Annotated in this window: 19 protein-coding genes and 1 pseudogene; 7 read left to right on the top strand and 13 right to left on the bottom strand. The window is 33.1% G+C overall.

What is annotated here, in order from left to right; translation table 11 throughout:
- Positions 1–97 precede the first annotated feature (97 nt).
- From DN394_RS21080 to DN394_RS21070, 3 genes are all read right to left on the bottom strand, one after another.
- The gene (locus DN394_RS21080) at positions 98–751 is read right to left on the bottom strand and encodes a DUF2306 domain-containing protein (protein ID WP_149294198.1); all 654 of its coding nucleotides are present in this window, start codon (positions 749–751) and stop codon (positions 98–100) included.
- A gap of 148 nt (positions 752–899) precedes the next feature.
- Positions 900–1,535, bottom strand: coding sequence for a hypothetical protein (locus DN394_RS21075; protein ID WP_149294197.1), 636 nt, complete (start codon positions 1,533–1,535; stop codon positions 900–902).
- A gap of 125 nt (positions 1,536–1,660) precedes the next feature.
- Positions 1,661–2,278, bottom strand: a complete 618-nt coding sequence (locus tag DN394_RS21070) for a VanZ family protein (protein ID WP_149294196.1) — start codon at positions 2,276–2,278, stop codon at positions 1,661–1,663.
- A 181-nt stretch (positions 2,279–2,459) separates the two neighbouring features.
- Between DN394_RS21070 and DN394_RS29850 the strand changes: the two are divergent.
- The 4 genes and pseudogenes from DN394_RS29850 to DN394_RS21050 form a co-directional block, all read left to right on the top strand.
- Positions 2,460–2,624, top strand: a pseudogene (locus DN394_RS29850) (IS3 family transposase); the annotation flags it as partial.
- 140 nt (positions 2,625–2,764) lie between these two features.
- Positions 2,765–3,076: an ArsR/SmtB family transcription factor gene (locus tag DN394_RS21060; RefSeq protein ID WP_000433539.1), complete on the top strand. Its 312-nt coding sequence runs from the start codon at positions 2,765–2,767 to the stop codon at positions 3,074–3,076.
- 288 nt (positions 3,077–3,364) lie between these two features.
- Positions 3,365–4,540 (top strand): MFS transporter, encoded by a 1,176-nt coding sequence (locus DN394_RS21055; RefSeq protein ID WP_097917294.1) that lies wholly within the window; start codon positions 3,365–3,367, stop codon positions 4,538–4,540.
- Positions 4,541–5,286: 746 nt separating this feature from the next.
- Positions 5,287–5,391 (top strand): YjcZ family sporulation protein, encoded by a 105-nt coding sequence (locus DN394_RS21050; protein WP_075310385.1) that lies wholly within the window; start codon positions 5,287–5,289, stop codon positions 5,389–5,391.
- Between the two features lie 113 nt (positions 5,392–5,504).
- Here DN394_RS21050 and DN394_RS21045 read toward each other — a convergent pair whose 3' ends face one another.
- The 3 genes from DN394_RS21045 to DN394_RS21035 are packed head-to-tail and all read right to left on the bottom strand — an operon-like array spanning position 5,505 to position 6,910.
- Positions 5,505–5,876 (bottom strand): ATP synthase subunit I, encoded by a 372-nt coding sequence (locus tag DN394_RS21045; protein ID WP_060489098.1) that lies wholly within the window; start codon positions 5,874–5,876, stop codon positions 5,505–5,507.
- Between the two features lie 22 nt (positions 5,877–5,898).
- Complete coding sequence (pssA, locus tag DN394_RS21040) at positions 5,899–6,432, bottom strand: CDP-diacylglycerol--serine O-phosphatidyltransferase (protein WP_097917296.1); 534 nt, start codon at positions 6,430–6,432, stop codon at positions 5,899–5,901.
- A 19-nt stretch (positions 6,433–6,451) separates the two neighbouring features.
- A complete protein-coding gene (locus tag DN394_RS21035; RefSeq protein WP_046953918.1) occupies positions 6,452–6,910 on the bottom strand; it encodes a MarR family winged helix-turn-helix transcriptional regulator in 459 nt (152 codons plus the stop codon).
- A gap of 424 nt (positions 6,911–7,334) precedes the next feature.
- Between DN394_RS21035 and DN394_RS21030 the strand changes: the two genes are divergently transcribed.
- Entirely contained in the window at positions 7,335–7,601 is a 267-nt protein-coding gene (locus tag DN394_RS21030) for a YmzC family protein (protein WP_060489096.1), read from the top strand.
- Between the two features lie 294 nt (positions 7,602–7,895).
- A complete protein-coding gene (locus DN394_RS21020) occupies positions 7,896–8,006 on the top strand; it encodes a YjcZ family sporulation protein (protein WP_000505686.1) in 111 nt (36 codons plus the stop codon).
- 168 nt (positions 8,007–8,174) lie between these two features.
- Here DN394_RS21020 and DN394_RS21015 read toward each other — a convergent pair whose 3' ends face one another.
- From DN394_RS21015 to DN394_RS21005, 3 genes are all read right to left on the bottom strand, one after another.
- Positions 8,175–8,729, bottom strand: coding sequence for an HPP family protein (locus tag DN394_RS21015; RefSeq protein ID WP_060489094.1), 555 nt, complete (start codon positions 8,727–8,729; stop codon positions 8,175–8,177).
- A gap of 118 nt (positions 8,730–8,847) precedes the next feature.
- Positions 8,848–9,432, bottom strand: coding sequence for a CGNR zinc finger domain-containing protein (locus tag DN394_RS21010; protein ID WP_098954030.1), 585 nt, complete (start codon positions 9,430–9,432; stop codon positions 8,848–8,850).
- Between the two features lie 662 nt (positions 9,433–10,094).
- A complete protein-coding gene (locus tag DN394_RS21005) occupies positions 10,095–10,340 on the bottom strand; it encodes a hypothetical protein (RefSeq protein ID WP_141475405.1) in 246 nt (81 codons plus the stop codon).
- A 200-nt stretch (positions 10,341–10,540) separates the two neighbouring features.
- Here DN394_RS21005 and DN394_RS21000 point away from each other — a divergent pair, with 200 nt between their 5' ends.
- Entirely contained in the window at positions 10,541–10,666 is a 126-nt protein-coding gene (locus DN394_RS21000; RefSeq protein WP_000540377.1) for a YjcZ family sporulation protein, read from the top strand.
- Between the two features lie 450 nt (positions 10,667–11,116).
- Here the strand turns inward: DN394_RS21000 and DN394_RS29845 are convergent, their stop codons facing one another.
- From DN394_RS29845 to DN394_RS20980, 4 genes are read right to left on the bottom strand one after another with little or no spacing between them, the layout of a single operon-like run.
- The gene (locus tag DN394_RS29845) at positions 11,117–11,542 is read right to left on the bottom strand and encodes a vitamin K epoxide reductase family protein (protein WP_149294195.1); all 426 of its coding nucleotides are present in this window, start codon (positions 11,540–11,542) and stop codon (positions 11,117–11,119) included.
- Entirely contained in the window at positions 11,539–12,063 is a 525-nt protein-coding gene (locus DN394_RS20990) for a TlpA family protein disulfide reductase (protein ID WP_060489090.1), read from the bottom strand. The genes DN394_RS29845 and DN394_RS20990 overlap by 4 nt, the downstream gene beginning before the upstream one ends.
- A complete protein-coding gene (locus tag DN394_RS20985) occupies positions 12,060–14,216 on the bottom strand; it encodes a peptidase domain-containing ABC transporter (protein ID WP_060489087.1) in 2,157 nt (718 codons plus the stop codon). The genes DN394_RS20990 and DN394_RS20985 overlap by 4 nt, the downstream gene beginning before the upstream one ends.
- On the bottom strand, positions 14,213–17,428 hold the full coding sequence (locus DN394_RS20980) for a type 2 lanthipeptide synthetase LanM family protein (protein ID WP_060489085.1): 3,216 nt from the start codon (positions 17,426–17,428) through the stop codon (positions 14,213–14,215). Before DN394_RS20980 ends, DN394_RS20985 begins: the two co-directional genes overlap by 4 nt.
- Positions 17,429–17,629: the final 201 nt, after the last annotated feature.

The raw sequence follows: 17,629 nt of genomic DNA, 5'->3' as shown, positions 1-17,629 counted from the left end.
TGGCTTCAATGGGCCATCCTATTTTTGTACGTAATTCAGCTATTAAAAAAATCCAATTACTGAAGGATTCTGCACTCAATATTACAGCAAATTTACATTAAAAATGTAACTCCTCATTTCCTTCGTATTTTCCTTTATTAAGTCTTTTTCTTATGAATAATTCTGCAACAATTAAATTGGGTACCCACGCTAACCAAGCAATAATAGCGTAACTAAGTTCAAATCGCTCTATTCCAAATAGAACGATAAACAACGGTAACCAAATTCTTAATGTAACTGCTCCAAAGGTTAAAGAATAATTTCTAATCATCCAGTTCCGATGCTCTTTAATTTTTTTATTCTTAACTCTATTTAACGCTTCATATGCTGATGTTAGCCAAAATACAGATAACAAACCGAAACCTAGCTTCGCTACCAATCCTCCCGTAGCATAAAAGGATAAATATAGTCCAGAAACGCCTCCTAATAATATACCAACCATATAAATTCTCCCAACTATTCGATGACGGTTGATATTCCTTTCTCTAAATTTAGTCGATAATGTAAAAGGACCAGTTACTAATGCTACTATACTAGTTGTAATATGTATAAATAACATCATATACCAAAATTCACTTAATTTAGATCCAAACATAAGCTTCACTTTTACAAGCCCTGTTTGAAATCCATCCATAATAAAATATTGGACAACAACATAGCCAGCTACTAAAAGAGCAAAAAAAGTAAATACAAACCAAATTTTCCTGTTCAAATTTTACTGCCTCCTTATTACATTAAGGAATTAGATTATACATTACTGTTCATTCTAGAGAAAAATAGAAAAGCCTTCTTCATACATAAAAACCCTCAAGTATATCGTTCTATACTTGAGGGTTTACTCATCTATCCCTTCTCATCTCTCATTTTCTTAAATCAATAGTTAACTCATCTGTAATCTGCTCAAGATGGAAAAATCTTTTTATATAATGGATATGTGACCATTTCTCTTCTCCACCAATAATAAATAATTCTTGCGCATCATACATAAATAAAAAGCTTGGATAGAAACTGTCAGCCTTTATTTCAATCTTACCAGTACGATTACTGATCATCTTACAGTCTGCTGAATAGCTTAATAACGTATAGAGAGAATCTTGTGCTGATTGGAAGAAATACTTCATAAGTGTCGTTATATCATCACTATTGGTAATGCACACTTTAAAAAAGTTCGTATCTCTTTTCTTATTCGTAAAAACTAGCTCAAAATGAAGTTTATTCTCTTCTAAAAATCCTCCCATAAGGTCTCTACACAAATAAGTTTCAAATAACATATACATAGGAAATTTGTTATGTGTACCTATAAATCCTTTAATAATTTCTTCGAATCCTGTATGCTGATTCCAATTTGTTCCCACTCCTATCATAATAGGGTGATTTATATAAATAGGATACGGTGATAACCCTTCATTTTTTAACATATACTCTCGTTTTCCATCTGTATGAAGAGCTGGTTTAGACTCTTTTAGTAAGTATTGAGATAATTGAACGCTTAACACATTTACACCTACCTATCATGTAATACATAAACTGCATCTATTAAGTTAGAAAAAGGGATGAACAATTCATATTTTACCTTGTTTAAGCGAGGAGAACTAGAATAGATCGCCATCTTATTGGTGACTTACAGGTCTCCAGGATAATAAATGAACATCGCACCTACAAATGAACACACTAAACAAAAAACAGCTTCGTATTTTATAACTAGAGAAGAGTTGGCATCAAGCTTTTTTTCCTCTCTTTTACATATCATTTTAAATAATGCTTTATATAATACATACCCAATAATCGCCCCGAGGGTATTCGTAAATAAATCATCAATATCTGTAATTCTATTATTTAGCAATTGATTTAACTCAATTGCCAATGAAAAAAAGAATCCCGCACATACGGTATTTTTCATTTTTCTAAACTGTGGCCAAATAGTCGGTAATAAAAAACCTAACGGCATAAACAGTACAATATTCAAAAGATACGTAGTACTACCTGCCGTATCAAATAGAGTCAAGTTAATTTGATTTACACGAATCCACGTTTCATATCTACTTATATCCCATACAGTCGCGATTTGCGTCACCTTATACACTAGCGAAAGATAGAACAGAAAAACATACACCCATAAAAAATGCCAAATAGATATAGTTCTTTTCGCTTTAAAATAACATCCAATTTGAAATACAATACAAAACATAATTGTAAAAAAATAAGTATACAAATAACTCATCAAAACTCCTGTATGCATGTAGAATCCCCTAACTTTACATTTTCATCTATGACTTTATCGTTTTTAGTATCCTTCTTGATGTAACTCATTTATAGGATAGGAAAAACTTTTAAAATAAAAAGTGGGGTAAACATAAAATTTTTCTTAAATCTTCAGTTGGGTTTTATTATTACTCTTCTTAGAAATCCGCCATTGATAGCTAGGCAACAACATGCTTAAACGTAACAATATTATCATTTTTGCACGTAATCCTCGTAATACTTTAACCGATGAAGCATATATAAAATCATGTGAATCGTTTGTTCAGTTAAAACATGAAATTAAGAAATATATGACGTACTATAATCACGCTTGCTATCAATAGAATGTACAGAAGATGACTCCTGTTTGCATACAGAAATCATCTTTTTTAGAATGTCCGATTCAAGGGGATCAACTATACCTTCTTCCCTTAAAATCACTAAAACCCATTTACAAATCTATAAAAGTAGATATAATATCCTTATGGAACCTTTATTAATTTATAAAGCATTGTCAAATGAAACAAGATGTCAAATTTTATCATGGTTAAAAAATCCAGAAAACCATTTCGACGAAAAACCTTATCTAGAACAAGACCTTAACTTTCAAGTTGGAGTATGTGTAGGAGATATCCAGCTTAAAACTGGCTTAGCTCAATCGGTTATTTCTAGTTATTTATTAACTATGAAAAAAGCAGGCTTACTAGAGTCTGACCGAATTGGAAAATGGACCTACTATCGTCGAAATGAAAAAACAATACGAGAGTTTTCTGAATACGTCCAAAACGAATTATAAAATGAAAGCTAATAATCAATCAGCATACTAATTGATTATTAGCTTTCACACATTCTGCTTTTTTACAGGTATCCAATTACTTTTTTTATAAATTGCACTGCCTATAAAAGCAAGAAACATCGAAAGGAGAAATTTTTTTAACATATCATATCTAGTTATTTAGATATCTGTTATTGTGTTTAAAATTACATAATCCTAATAATATTGGCATCCAATCATGCTTATAATAATGCTTCTTTGTTAATGAATTTACTTTCAAAATACTGATACGAATGGAGAGTTTTATAAATGAAAAAAGTAAATCCTTTACTTATTCTGACACTCGCAATAGGTGTGTTCGGAATTATTACTACCGAGATGGGTATTGTCGGCGTATTACCACAAATCACTGAAAAATTCGGAATTTCAACTACACAAGCTGGATTTTTAGTAAGTATATTTGCACTAGTTGTTGCTATTTCTGGTCCGTTTTTAATTCTGCTCGTCTCTAGTATTAATCGCAAAATAATTTTATTAACAGCAATTTTCATATTTGTTATTTCAAATTTAATCTACGCTTATACAACACAATTTGAAATCATGCTTATTTTTCGTATTTTACCGGCAGCGCTTCATCCCCTCTTCTTTTCAATCGCTCTTGTAACAGCTGCTAAACTTGTCCCTCCAGAAAAGAGCGGTCAAGCAGTTACAAAAGTTTTCATGGGAATTACTGTTGGCTTTGCTTTAGGTGTACCACTAACCTCTTACCTTGCAGACCAATTTTCACTCGAAATTGCTTTCTTATTCGGAGCATTCGTTAACACTGTTGCATTCATTGGAATACTACTCCTACTTCCTTCTATGCCTGTTAAAGAAAAAATGTCTTTCGGCAAACAAATTCGTATACTCGGCAAACCAGGATTATGGTTAAATATTTTAACCGTCACATTCCTTTTTGCAGCCATGTTTTCCGTATACAGCTACTTCGCTGAGTACCTTGCAAAAGTAACTTCCATGAATGGATCTCTCATCAGTATCATGCTATTCATATTTGGTATAGTTATGATTTTAGGTAATCATTTATTTGGTGGTCTCCTGCAAAAAAGCATAATAAACACTGTAATATCATTCCCTATTCTATATTCTATTGTTTACATAATGGTTTATTATTTAGGTTCCTACCTTGTTCCAATGATTTTTATAGTATTCATTTGGGGAATCGTACATGCTGGTGGATTAATTGTTGGTCAAACATGGTTAATAAGTGAAGCTAAAGAAGCACCTGAATTTGGTAACAGTCTATTCGTTTCGTTCTCAAATCTCGGAATTACTTTAGGAACCACTATTGGAGGCTGGTTCATTTCAAACTTAGGTATTCACCAACTTATTTGGAGCGGATTTATATTCACACTACTCTCATTTCTATTAATTATAATAAAACTAAAATTTTTCAATTCTAATAGCCAGGCTTCATTATCAAGCTAGTACATTGTCAGTTCCACATTCGATAAAAAACATTATAAATTCTTCTTATACGATTTTATTAACTAAAAAGTATAATGTTCAAAGCCTTTAGCCATAATTACGACTAAAGGCTTTTTTGTATATAAAGTGAAACTTTAATCAGTGGGGGTTTTCTTCATCCCCCACTGATTATTAGTTGAACCAATCGGACTTTTATGAGCAGTTGATCCCCCACCTAACTTCTTTGCTTTCGCTGAATTTTGAGGTGGGGGTCTTACTGCCCATTAAAGCGGGATAAAAATAATTCTAAAAGGAGCTAATTTTATGGAACATAATCAAAATGGAGTACTTGCTTTAATTGTTTTGTTTTTAGGATTAGTGTTTTTTGTTAGTGGCATGGTTTATCATTTATGGGGTTCTTTTTAATAGTATGATTGTAATCACTCATAAAAGCCCTCAAGTATATCGTTCCTTTATTAATTTCAACGTTTAGACAGATACATAATTCAAAAACTAAAACGTGTACTGTAATTATCGATATGGAATATTTCCAAAAACAACTTAACATGGTAAAATAATATTCGGACGGGAGTCCAATATTATTAAAATTAAGATGGTTCAAGTCGGAGAAAGGCACCTTAGGGTGTCTTTTCTTTATTTTCAAAAGGACCTGCTCAATTATTGTGTAAAAAACATAAAGTAAGTTGAATCCATTAAAATACATGAGTGACCCCTTGTTTTCCCCTCTTATTAAAGGAGGAACTATTATGGGATTTGGTGGTAGTTGTAGTAGTAATTGTGGCGGCGGCTTTGCTTTACTAGTTGTATTGTTTATTTTATTGATCATTGTTGGAGCTTCTTGCTTCTGCTAAAAAACTATCGAAAAAGACACTCTTATATGGGTGTCTTTTCTTTGTAATAAAAAGCTTTCTATAAAGGAAGGTTTTTAAGCTTTTACATCCAAATTAGTTATTTACACAGCTCTTTATTCCTTCGCATCTCTCATACTATAATAACCCAAATTAATAATAATTAAGAAATACCCAGCCATAATTCCAGCTGCAAATGTCCACATGAATTCATGGTGTTCAATTTCATACATAATAATCGCTCCGAGTATTGCGGCTGCAAACCGATTCATCATACCAAGCATTGGTGCTTTTTCTTTTTTTACGATACTATCTCCGAACTTTTCGATACGCCTTCCTAAAATCCAGGCGCAGTACATACTTACTAAAAGGCCAATGCTTATCCCTACAAACTGGGCTCGAAAAGGTGTCATCAACCATCCCAATAACATCACGCCTAGCAAACAATATATTTGTATGTTGAATGATCTTAATGCCATACGAATCATGTTATTCTCCTTATCTTTCCTATTAATCCCATCTTTCGGACTTCAAGCTTTCCGATATATCCTTTTTAAAATGGGGGAATTTGATTTTGCTCACCATTAAATAAGCGAGTACGCATGTGCCAAATGCCACGGAAACTGGGTTATTTAGGAGGCATAAAATAAGAAGACACATTGCCGCGAATGGAATGGGCATGCCGATAAAGGTTGGGAGTTTACTTTGCTGCGTGTTAAATCTCGCAAGCCGAAGCATTCCGCAAATACTATAAACAAGCGCACATAACATCCCGATAGACTGCAAATCTTTTAACGAGGCACTATATGCAAGAATAGACGGTGCCACACCAAAGGTCACTAAATCCGCAAATGAATCTAGTTCTCCGCCTATTTCCGAAACAGAATCTAGTTTCCGAGCAACCATGCCATCAAAAAGATCAAATACCATACCTGTAATAATGAACATAACTGCACCATACATATCGTGAACGAAAACAGCGTGAATAGCCAAAAGCCCACACACAAAGTTTGCTATCGTAATCATATTTGGTATGTAACTCATCACATGCTTCCCCTCCTTTTTACTCATTACAATCAAGAGCCTTCTGTTTCTCTTCCAATATCACTTTATTTATTTTCGTTAACGTATCAGTCATTTGCTCTAAAGCATTTATATCGATTTTAGAAAAGTATTTCTCAATTAATACATCATCTAACTCAGACAATCGTTCGATATATTTACTACCGTTTGGTCCGAGTGTAAGGAAATACTCCCTTTTATTGTTAGGATTAACTTGTTTCGAAATCATCTTCTGCTTTTCCAACTTCGATAAAACTTGGCTGACAGCACTTTTCGATATATTAAAAGTAGTCGCAATGTGATTTGCTGTCGTGTTTTCATTTAAATTAATATGAAATAGCATGCTCTCTTGCTGCCCAGTAAGACCGAACTCATCCTTTAAATCCTGAAATAGTAAAATGTAGAGTTCCGTGTAGGCTCGATTCATTTCATTAATTACTTCTTTATACGTTCTAGTCATAGCATTCTTCCTCCATGCTGTTATTTCATTTTTAATAGTTAAGTTCACTTAACTTAACTATATTATACCGTTATGTTTGTGTAAAGGGAAATCTATCTCTATACATTCCTATAACACGGAATAAAGTATGCCCTTTGCCTTTTCCACTGCTTTTAATAGATCAAATTCAGAATGATACATCTATCATTCTGAATAAATAAACATAATCATTACAAAAATTCCATATAGACCCATTACTGGTTAAAATGTTATAATGAAATTACCCTACATAGTTACTCATATTCCGATTGAGGAACTAGCGTCTTATTAAGCAATGCGCATAACTCAAATAAAAAAGACACTTTCAAGTGTCTTTTTTATTTATTTTCATAAGAATTATCTCTTTTATAAACAAAATCTATTAAACAACAAAGGAGAATATCGAATGGAGAATATTGTATCGAGAGAACTACGTAACATACGTATATGCCTTATCATCTTGATCATTGTCATTGCATTTTGGGATCGTGAGAAACCTGTAGAAATTACTGACCATGGTAGTGACCCTATCGTAAACACCAGCAATATGACCCCAGTTGGCGATAATACATTTGCCTATAAAGACGAATCGAATCAAATTAAAATATTTAAATTTAACCCAGATACAAATGAAATAAAGCTAATAAAAGAGTTTTATGCTAGCGAATATTAATTACATAAAGTGAAACTTTAATCAGTGGGGGTTTTCTTCATCCCCCACTGATTATTAGTTGAACCAATCGGACTTTTATGGGCAGCCCGACCCCCACCTAAATTCTTTGCTTTCGCTGAATTTTGAGGTGGGGTCTTACTGCCCATTAAAGCGGGATAAAGGCATCTTAAGGTGTCTTTTTTTATTTTCAAAAGGACCTGCTCACGTTTATGCGTCAAAACATAAAGTAAATAGAATCCGTTAAAAAACACGAGTGACCCTTTGTTTTCCCCTCTTATTAAAGGAGGAACTATTATGGGATTTGGTGGTAGTTGCGGCGGAAGCTGCGGTTTTTCTGGAGGATTTGCACTATTAGTTGTATTGTTTATTTTATTAATCATCGTTGGAGCTTCTTGCTTCTGCTAAACAAACTATCGGAAAAGACACTCTTATATGGGTGTCTTTTCTTTGTAAACTAAAAAGTATGAGAATAAAAGCCTTTGGTCATCATTACGACTAAAGGCTTTTTTCTATATAAAAATTAAAACATAGTAAAAACGGCATAATTACTCAAATTGTTTTTCACTTTACAAATTATATCCAAAAAGTTGGATAACTTCTTTTACTACTCATATTATTAATGAATAAAGCAAAAGCTACAATAACAAGAGAACCAACTAGAACTGGTGTTACTAAATAACTCCAACTGTATGCTCCTAAAATAACGACAATTGGATCAGCCCCTGCCGGAGGATGCGTTGTTCTTGTTAACATCATAATAGCAATCGACATCCCCACTGCTAAAGCAATTGTCCAATATTCATTCCCAAACAAATGATATATTGATAAACCAATGAAAGTTGAAATCAAATGTCCTCCAATAATATTACGTGGCTGAGATAACGGTGCATTCCAAACTCCAAACGCTAATACACAACTCGCCCCAAATGGAGCCATTAACAATTCTGTAGACGTTATACTCGTTAAATATGTTAAGGTGAGAATTGTTAAAAATCCCCCTAATAGTCCTGTCAAAGAGTCCTTTATATTTACTTGTAATGGAGTTCTTCCTTTCCCTTTCATTTTTGCAAAATATCGTACACTTATTGGTGGAGCCTCTTTCTGCTTAGCTGCTGTTATATTACTCATCATTCTCCTCCTTTATTTACCAATAATTATATTCCGAACAAACTAACCAGTCAATATTAAGTTTAGAGGTTAGTTTGAAGATGCAGAAAAAAAGAATCAACTGTTATAAGTTGATTCCCTAAACTTCTTCAGACTTTCGAACCTGAAATTTTGCTACCTTTTTCCGGTTCCCACATATTTTCATAGAACACCATTTTCTCTTTCCACTTTTATCTATAAATAATAAAACACAGTCAGGGTTTGAACACCTTTTAAGGAAAATAAGCTTATTTTCTGCTATTAACGTTAAAGCATCAAATGCAATTAACGATGCGAGTACATCCTCAACTTCTCCAACTGGGATAGAAACTAGACGCTGTTCAATGACTTTATATGTAAATGGTGCCTTCTCAATTTGTTTTTCTAAATACGTAATAAAATCATTAGAAATTTCGTGCCGATCGGCAATTGCCTCAAACTGTTTTCGCAATACTTCTCTTGCCTCTAATATGCTAGATGTAACTTGATTCATGCGCTCTTGAATTCCTATAAGTGTTTTTTCATTCCAAAAAGGCAGATTAACCTTTATTACATGTAGCCATTCTAATACATCTTCATCCGTTATTAATAAATCATAACGTTGTCCACGCCTAACTAACTCTGTATTTACTAAATCTAATGAGAGATTTCCAGATATAAGCGGGAATTGTTTTGTTTCCTGCATGTACTCATCACCTACTCTTTAAATAATCATATTCCAAATTAATACAGAAGTGCAACTTTTTTATAAACTACAAAGTATGAAGACCAAAGCCTTTAGCCATAATTACGACTAAAGGCTTTTTGTATATAACTTAAAAAGGAGCTGACTGTATGGAACATAATAAAAACGGGATGCTTGCTTTAATTGTTTTGTTTGTGGGACTAGCATTTTTTGTTATCGGTATGGTTTATCATTTATGGGGAACGGTTTAAAAATAAATATTAATCCATTTAAAAGAAATTTAGACGCAATATCCTGAACTTCATCTCATTAAGCACCAATAATCATTTACCTAGTTATGAAACCCCTCATTATGCTTCAGAGGTTTCCGCTTTAAAACAATTATAAAAAAAGGCCCCATCAATGGGGCTCTCAAAAAATAATATAAGTAAATGAATTAAAACAAATAACAGACAACTAAAATATATAAGATTAACATCATATAATCTATATATATGCAACATTACATAAAATTCTTTATTATTACATGCTATACTAAAATAGGAGTCGACAATCGTTATTTTCTTCTTATTTTTAAAGCAATATGGATATACCTTCTTAACTCATTTGGATTGTACAAGTAAAAGAAGACATCTTACTAGATGTCTTCTTTTCTTATATTTTTATGAATTCCTTTGAGCAGATGCTCTCCAAGCACGAAAAGATGTTGGGTGTCCAGAATGAGCTCTTTGCTTTGCAGCAGCAACAGCTGGTTTTTCTTCAAGAGTCGTTGGTTTCTCTTCCACAATCGCTGATTTTTCTTCAAGAGTAGTCACAGCAGTTTGTATTTTTTCCAACTGCTCTTTTAAAGCTTGCTGTTCAATCTTTAAATCCGTAAGTAATCGTAAAATCATTTCAGAATTGGCCATAAAGATCCTCCTTCCCCCAATACACAGAATAAAATACAATATGTCATCAGCATACTACCCGTGACAAAAATAAGGTCGTCAACTCTTTTAAAATCTAAGTACTTTTTATTTTTCAAAAGGACCTGCTCAAGTTTATCCGTAAAAACATAAAGTAAATTAAATCCATTAATTAAATGGTCTTTATGGAAGGAGGAGTTAATATGGGATATGGCGGTAGTTGTGGTGGAGGCTGCGGTTTCGGCGGCGGATTCGCTTTACTTGTTGTGCTCTTTATCTTATTAATCATCGTAGGAGCTAGTTGTTGGGGCGGCGGATTCGGCTGCTAATAAGAGGCACTCTTGAGAGTGTCTTTTTTTTGTGTTTTTTGATGTACAACCATCCAGACAAACCGAGAAAGATGTACAAAGTCCCCCTCTAGAAAAGACATAATTGAAGAAATGATAAAAAACTTATCCTTTTTCATAGATACAAAGACTTAAAAGTGTCTAATCCTAATTAATGATATTATTCTTACAGGCGTTTCTTTTAAATCCTATCCAATCTTCTAAATATGCTCTCTCAACTTAATTCACTCTAATCTGCTTCACCTTATAAAAATTCTTCTGGAAAAGAATCTTAAGCATGCAAAAAACGCCTTTATAATTAAATTTCATTAAACTGCTAACTCCAGCTGTAATTTACTTTACGCAAAAAAACGAAGTCTACTTGAAGACTTCGCCTTTCCCCCTAATATAATACAAAACATTCCATTCCCTTTAATTGTAAGAGAAATTCCATTAAGTGTATCTTTTGTTTTCAACAATGTCTTTCTTACTATTAAAAAAGACGATAATACTTCCTATTATAATTAATCCAAAAGATACCATACACCAAATACAAATTGCTTTAATCTTAAATATTTCCAGATAAGTTAAATATAAAGAGAATACTAGTCCTAGTAATAACCAGTATTTAATTAATTTTATTACAAATACTTTTTTACCACAGTAAGTAAATATATGTAATAGGAGATAATACAGTATACCTAGTGTGGATATAGGAACCCCTTTAATTTGAGCATATGAACTACTATTAACCTTTAGACAATCGCCAACTGGACAAAAAAAGCTGCTTGACAAATGATATATATATAAATAAACAGAAAGTAAAAATCCTAATATGGATATTATTTGAACTAATGTAATTTGGACTCGTTTATTCAATTTTTCTCAGCCTTTCTTAGCATCTCTTGTAACTCAGGTTCTTCAAATCCATTTGATCTTTTCTCAACTTCTCCTTTTTCATTAACTAAATAAAAAACAGGATAAATTTTCAAATTCATTTCTTCACTAATTTTGGAATCAGCTGATATTATAGGAAATTCAAATCCATTCTTTTGCTTAGTTTGAGCGTATTCATTTTTATCGCCTTGACCTATCATAATAAAGTTAGTTTTTGGGTGCTCGTTCTTTAAATTTTTAAGAACTGGATAAGTTTTTTGACATACTTCACAATCCACTTTACCCACCATCAAAACATACTTTTCTCCCTTGAATTTCTCCAAAGAAGTAGTATCACCATTAACTTCTTCCCCTGTAATTAGAGGCATTTCTTCTCCCTCATTTATACCACCAAAATCCACAAACATTTCCAATGCTGCCTTTGGATTAGTTACGGCCCATATACCACCTCCAGCAACTAAAAATAACGTAATTAATAGAATCCATTTTATATATTTCCTCATACCATTACCCCCATATTTTCTTTCTGTAATTGAGCATTATATAATTTTTCATAGGAGCCTTTTAAATTCATTAACTGTTCGTGTGTACCCCTCTCGATCACTTTCCCTTGATCTACAACTAAAATTGTATCCGCACGCAGAACTGTACTTAATCGATGGGCAATTACTATTTTTGTACACTTTAAGCTATCAATATTGTTATAAATTTTCTGCTCCGTTTTACTATCTAAGGCACTGCTTGCTTCATCTAGTAACAATATTTTAGGGTCGTGAACCAAAGCTCTCGCCAAAGCTAAACGCTGTCTTTGACCACCAGATATATTACTACCTTCCTCAGACAATAATGTTTGATACTTCATAGGTAATTTCATAATATCATTATGAATTTCGGCCAATCCTGCTGCACGCATAACCTCTTGTTCACTTAATGTATCATTATGAAAAGTAATGTTATTAAAAATAGATCGATTAAACAAATGAATTTGTTGAGTAACTACACCAATCTGTTTACGGAATTGAGATTTATCTAAATTTATAATATTATGACCGTCAAAAGTTATTTTTCCCTTCGTTGGTTGATAAAGTCCCAAAAGCAGTGAAGCTAAGGTACTTTTTCCAGAACCAGTTGGACCTACAATGGCTACAAATTGGCCAGATTTTATCTCAAGTGACACGTCTTTTATTACTTCAGAGGCATGTGTATTATATTGAAAACTAACATTCTCAAGCTGAATATCCCCTTCTAACGTTGGTGCATCAATAACTTTATGATCGTCTTGTTCTGGAGTCGCCTCAAGAATATCTAAAATACGTCTAAAATATGTCCCCATATAAATCATCTGATTGACCGTAGTAATTAGATTTGTAAGCGGGAGCAAAAAGCTAATTGCAAGTGTGTAAAAAGCAAACATAGAACCTACAGTCATACGTTGTGCTATTACTTCTTGTGATGCCATCCATAACACTAATAATGGAGCAATAAAACGTAAGGTTTGTAATATACTATCTATATATGCCCCAAAAAAACCACGTCTACGTGCCGCTTTCATTTGTTCTTCAAATAAACCTGCCCACTGCTTATAAACTTGAGATTCAACACCTTCAGATTTAACAACTAAAATCCCTCGCAAAACCTCAGCCAAATAACTTGAAGAATGGGTTTGTCTTAAAATTTCCTCTTGAGATAACCTTCGAGTGTAATGATTACTTAGCAACAGTAATAATACTTGTAAAACACCAATTGCGAGAACATACATAGTAAGATATACTGACTGATTAAACATGTAGAAAAGAAATAAGAATACCAACCCTCCATCTAACAGCATAGTTACGGTTCGATTAGACAAGATTTCTCTTACAATTAAATTACTATTTGCTCTTAATATTAAATCTCCACTGGAACGAAGTTGGAAAAAATGAAATGGCAATTTCAATAGTCTTTCAAAGAATCTACTCATTAAATTCCAATCTAAACGGGTTTGTAATTTCACAAGTGTTCTTGCTCTTAATAGTGAGAAAACGAATTGAATTACAGCTAATATTCCTATTGCTATTGCTAATAAATTCATGTAAGCATCATTTCCACCAGGCGTAATGACATTATCAACAATAAATTGCACAAACATTGGAGTAGCAATTGCCAATATTTGTACCCACAGTGAAAATACAACGATTGAACTAACTAACCATGGCTCATTCCATAAGAATCGAAGATACTCTATCCAACTCCCTTTTACTTTTCGCTTTTCTAGATGCTTAGTTGGCTTTAAAGATATGCACATTCCTGAAAGTGCATCCTTTATTTCCTCTAATAAAAGAACTCGTCTCCCTATAGCTGGATCCAGAATAAATACTTTATTCCCTTTAAACTTCTCAACTACAACAAAATGATTACCTTCCCAATGTAAGATTGCTGGTAATTCAATTTCTTTAATATTAGCAATCGATATTCGATGACCAGTAGCCTCTAACCCTAAAGATTCAGCCATTTTTTTTATAATAAGTAAATTGATTCCGTCTCTTCCACCTCCCCAACGATCACGTAATTCCCATAATGTATACTCACTTTTGAAATATGATAAAACCATAGCTAAACAACACAAACCACACTCTGATTGCTCCATTTGTTCTATAAATGGTATCCTTCTTTTCATTTAACCATCCCCATTGGGCTTCCTAATACAAGTACAGGTGGCACTTTTTGAGGAGCAGCTAACCGAAGTAATCCATAGCCGATTCCAGATAGTCCTAACATCAAACTTGGTGTGTCTTCGTTCTGAGGTATCCCGCAGCACCAACCTGTTTGGTTCACCTCACTCAAAACTTGCGTTCCTATCTTAACAGCATTTTTATATAAGTCTGGCTCACCCAAAACTTCAGATGCAACCAATAAAACTTCTAAGTTTCCAAAATCACCATGACATTGACAATGACTACCACCAAAACCATCTCGTAAGGTTGTTGCAACTGCTACTCTTATTTCTTCTTCCATTTTCGTATCATTCCAATGAGGAAGCGTCATTAAACGTCCTAGGGCCACACCTGCTGCACCATGACACCATTGAACAGGATTTACAATTCCAAGACTTTTTCTTTCTTCTCTATAACGTAAATCTGACCAATTTCCTTCATCCGGCATAAACATCGTTCTTTCATACGCAATTGCATGCTTACTATAGTTTAAAAATTTCTCATCTTTTGTAATGGTATACAATTCCGCTAACGCCCACGCCATTCCAGCTGTACCATGCGATAAACCTACTAGTGCAGTATCTGGATCAAGATGAGAAGTCCATCCATAGCCTTCTCGTTGCTGTTTAGCATTTTTAATTAAGTGTTCTCCACATTGAATTGCTATTTCAATTGTTTTTTTAGATTTAGTCAATTCATATAGTCTTAATGCAACGATAAGTGTCCCCGTAACACCACCAATTAAATCATAAGCTTGATCTTTTTCGATCCACTTTTCACATTCTGAAAGTGCAATTAGTGCCTTCTGTAAATATGTATCATCATCCCACAATACTGCTAAATGACTGAAAACATATGCAACTGATGCATATCCATTAAATGCTGACAACGAGCCTAGACCATCATATTTCTTTAAGAAATCAAGCGCTGATTGTACGGCTGATTTAGCAACTTGTGTGTACTTTTCATTTTTTGATATTTCACCTAAATAAGCATAAAACATAGCAACACCAAGAACCCCATCATATAGTGATGCATCTAAAGGCGTAAATAGCCATCGGTCATTAAGAGAAGCACCAATTCCAATCCAGTTAACATCTTCTAATTTATCTCCCCAAAACGCTGATTCTAATAATCTATCCCCAATATCAATCGCTTGTTGTATAAATTGCTTTGATGTAGCCATATTTAGTAAGTTATGATTAGAAAAATCGTTACGATATTCTTTCAAATCCCAGCGTTTCAACATTGTTGTCATTGAAATGCGAATATACCTCATTTGTTTTTGACAATCTTCACCAGCAAGCATTTTAATTCTATTTAAAGTATTTTCAAGAGCAGACTGTTTATAAAACTCTTTAACTTCTTTTCCTCTACTATCCCAAACTGAAGTAGAATTCACGTTACTTTGAAAATATGGTACATCTCCTAATAGTAGATCATGTGTTTCAGAAGAGATAAGTGGTACAATATCTTCATTTAATTCTGCCACGCGCCATAAATAATCAAACAATCGAACACGATTTAATCCATCTTGAAGATTTTCTGGATGTATAGCTCCCTCCAACATAATTGAATACGATTGGGTATGGCGCATTAAGGCACGAACATTGTCATTTTCAAAAGACATAATTGGCCCTTCACTCACTAACAATTCTTGTCGATTATTTAAAAATATATTGTATACGTCCTCAAAACCACGAACAATATTATCTACATATTTTTCAGGAGACACTTCTTTACCAGCATACATTGGGCGATTTTTGGCACCTTTAGAAAAGCCAATCCCTTTAATCAGTCTCATTTTATCGGTTCCGCTATTTTCAAATTCATATTTCGCCCTAGGTAAACGTTGACCACCATGTCCTCCAATACCGCTCAATTCTATAGAACGAAACGATCCGGATTTAAAAAGAGAAGCAGGTAAAAGGGCTGTTCGTAATACCGACTGTGACAGTTCATTAGATGCTTTTTGCAGAGCTGTAAATGCCTCATCCCCCACTGGATTAAAGTTTTGAAATAGCGATTCTAAATCTATAAACTGTGGATGCTCTCCTGATGCTATGATATTTTCCATATGCATATCCGTTGCATGTAGTATGTGAAAAATTGCTATATATCCGCCTAATATTTCGTAAAATTTCTCAACCTCTTTTAATGAATTACATTCTTTGGCCTCAACAAACTCTTGCCATCCATATTCTCCATAATTTAATACATTTAAGATTTTAAACTGAGGTTTAGCACCTTTATTATTTAACCAATTAAGCAATCCATTAAAATGAATATCAATACTCATTGATCTCGGTTTATACACTAATCGACTATCACTTGAAAATTCTAAAATAAAAACACTTCGTCCATTTTTATGTAAATCGCCTATACCAGTCTTAATATTAACTAATTTAGAAAAATTGCCTGAGAAAGATTCATGAATATGGTCATAGTCATGTAAAAAACGCTCTAGCGCTTCAAAAATTGCAATTTTCCATCTTTCAGCTGTTTGTACCATCAGACGAGCTAATACCGGATACTTCAATAAAATTTTATAAATATCTTCTTTTCTTGTTATATAATTTTCTACAAAATACTCAAAACGTTCTTCAGATGTTTCTCCATGTAACTTTTTTTCTATGCGTGCTAGGTTTAATTCATATACTAGAACTCTTCCTGCCAACATTATTAAATTTCTACAAACAGCATTTAATATATTACACTGAATAGCCACTTTATCTACTTTAGATGTATAGCTCTCTTCAATCTGCTCAAAACTCTTGGAAACCTCTGTCTTTGTCCACTCTAGAAACGGACGGACAAAGTCTAAAAACATATGATTATTTAATTGATTAGAATCTAGGTCATTGTCATCTACCTCTATATATTTATTTGAAAATATTTCTTCCAGTATTTTCATCCAGCTCTCTTCTTTTAAAACATTTGGATTCTCTTTCATCATAATAATTTTTTGAAAAGAGTTCTCATCTAATCCATCATTCTCTAGCCTGTTCGAAATAAACTTTTTTGGTATACCTGTTTTTTTACACCAATCTTCTATGTAACTGCTTGCCGCTCCATTTATTCCCTCTTTCAAATCCCCTAATATACTAGTACGTTCATGTAAATATAAACCACGACTCCAATGCGATAACTCTTTAGATAATAATTGTTTTGACATTACTTTTTTCTCCCATCGCTAATAATTGGTTAATTTTTAATCATCTATCTATTAAAATGAATCCTTTATAATTATCATTTTTAAATTTTTTACATATGTGTAATATTGTTGAATCAAACTTCTCATAATTAAAGACAAGGATATATTTAACTACCCTTGTCTTTAAGTTCACCACATTTAATCAAACTAACAACATACAAA

The organism is Bacillus sp. BB081 (assembly GCF_008368895.1).
In the GTDB taxonomy this organism is placed as follows: domain Bacteria; phylum Bacillota; class Bacilli; order Bacillales; family Bacillaceae_G; genus Bacillus_A; species Bacillus_A wiedmannii.
Note: the sequence above shows the minus strand (reverse complement) of the source record. Positions and strands in the feature narration are given on the sequence as shown.

Coding starts and splice junctions, on each gene's coding strand:
- DN394_RS21050 (WP_075310385.1), top strand. CDS start 5,287: ATGGGATTTGGTGGTAGTTGTAGTAGTAATTGTGGCGGCGGCTTTGCT.
- DN394_RS21005 (WP_141475405.1), bottom strand. CDS start 10,340: ATGGCCAATTCTGAAATGATTTTACGATTACTTACGGATTTAAAGATT.
- DN394_RS21070 (WP_149294196.1), bottom strand. CDS start 2,278: ATGCATACAGGAGTTTTGATGAGTTATTTGTATACTTATTTTTTTACA.
- DN394_RS21035 (WP_046953918.1), bottom strand. CDS start 6,910: ATGACTAGAACGTATAAAGAAGTAATTAATGAAATGAATCGAGCCTAC.
- DN394_RS21045 (WP_060489098.1), bottom strand. CDS start 5,876: ATGATTCGTATGGCATTAAGATCATTCAACATACAAATATATTGTTTG.
- DN394_RS21055 (WP_097917294.1), top strand. CDS start 3,365: ATGAAAAAAGTAAATCCTTTACTTATTCTGACACTCGCAATAGGTGTG.
- pssA (WP_097917296.1), bottom strand. CDS start 6,432: ATGAGTTACATACCAAATATGATTACGATAGCAAACTTTGTGTGTGGG.
- DN394_RS21030 (WP_060489096.1), top strand. CDS start 7,335: ATGGAGAATATTGTATCGAGAGAACTACGTAACATACGTATATGCCTT.
- DN394_RS21010 (WP_098954030.1), bottom strand. CDS start 9,432: ATGCAGGAAACAAAACAATTCCCGCTTATATCTGGAAATCTCTCATTA.
- DN394_RS20990 (WP_060489090.1), bottom strand. CDS start 12,063: ATGAGGAAATATATAAAATGGATTCTATTAATTACGTTATTTTTAGTT.
- DN394_RS21060 (WP_000433539.1), top strand. CDS start 2,765: ATGGAACCTTTATTAATTTATAAAGCATTGTCAAATGAAACAAGATGT.
- DN394_RS20980 (WP_060489085.1), bottom strand. CDS start 17,428: ATGTCAAAACAATTATTATCTAAAGAGTTATCGCATTGGAGTCGTGGT.
- DN394_RS21000 (WP_000540377.1), top strand. CDS start 10,541: ATGGGATATGGCGGTAGTTGTGGTGGAGGCTGCGGTTTCGGCGGCGGA.
- DN394_RS21020 (WP_000505686.1), top strand. CDS start 7,896: ATGGGATTTGGTGGTAGTTGCGGCGGAAGCTGCGGTTTTTCTGGAGGA.
- DN394_RS20985 (WP_060489087.1), bottom strand. CDS start 14,216: ATGAAAAGAAGGATACCATTTATAGAACAAATGGAGCAATCAGAGTGT.
- DN394_RS21015 (WP_060489094.1), bottom strand. CDS start 8,729: ATGAGTAATATAACAGCAGCTAAGCAGAAAGAGGCTCCACCAATAAGT.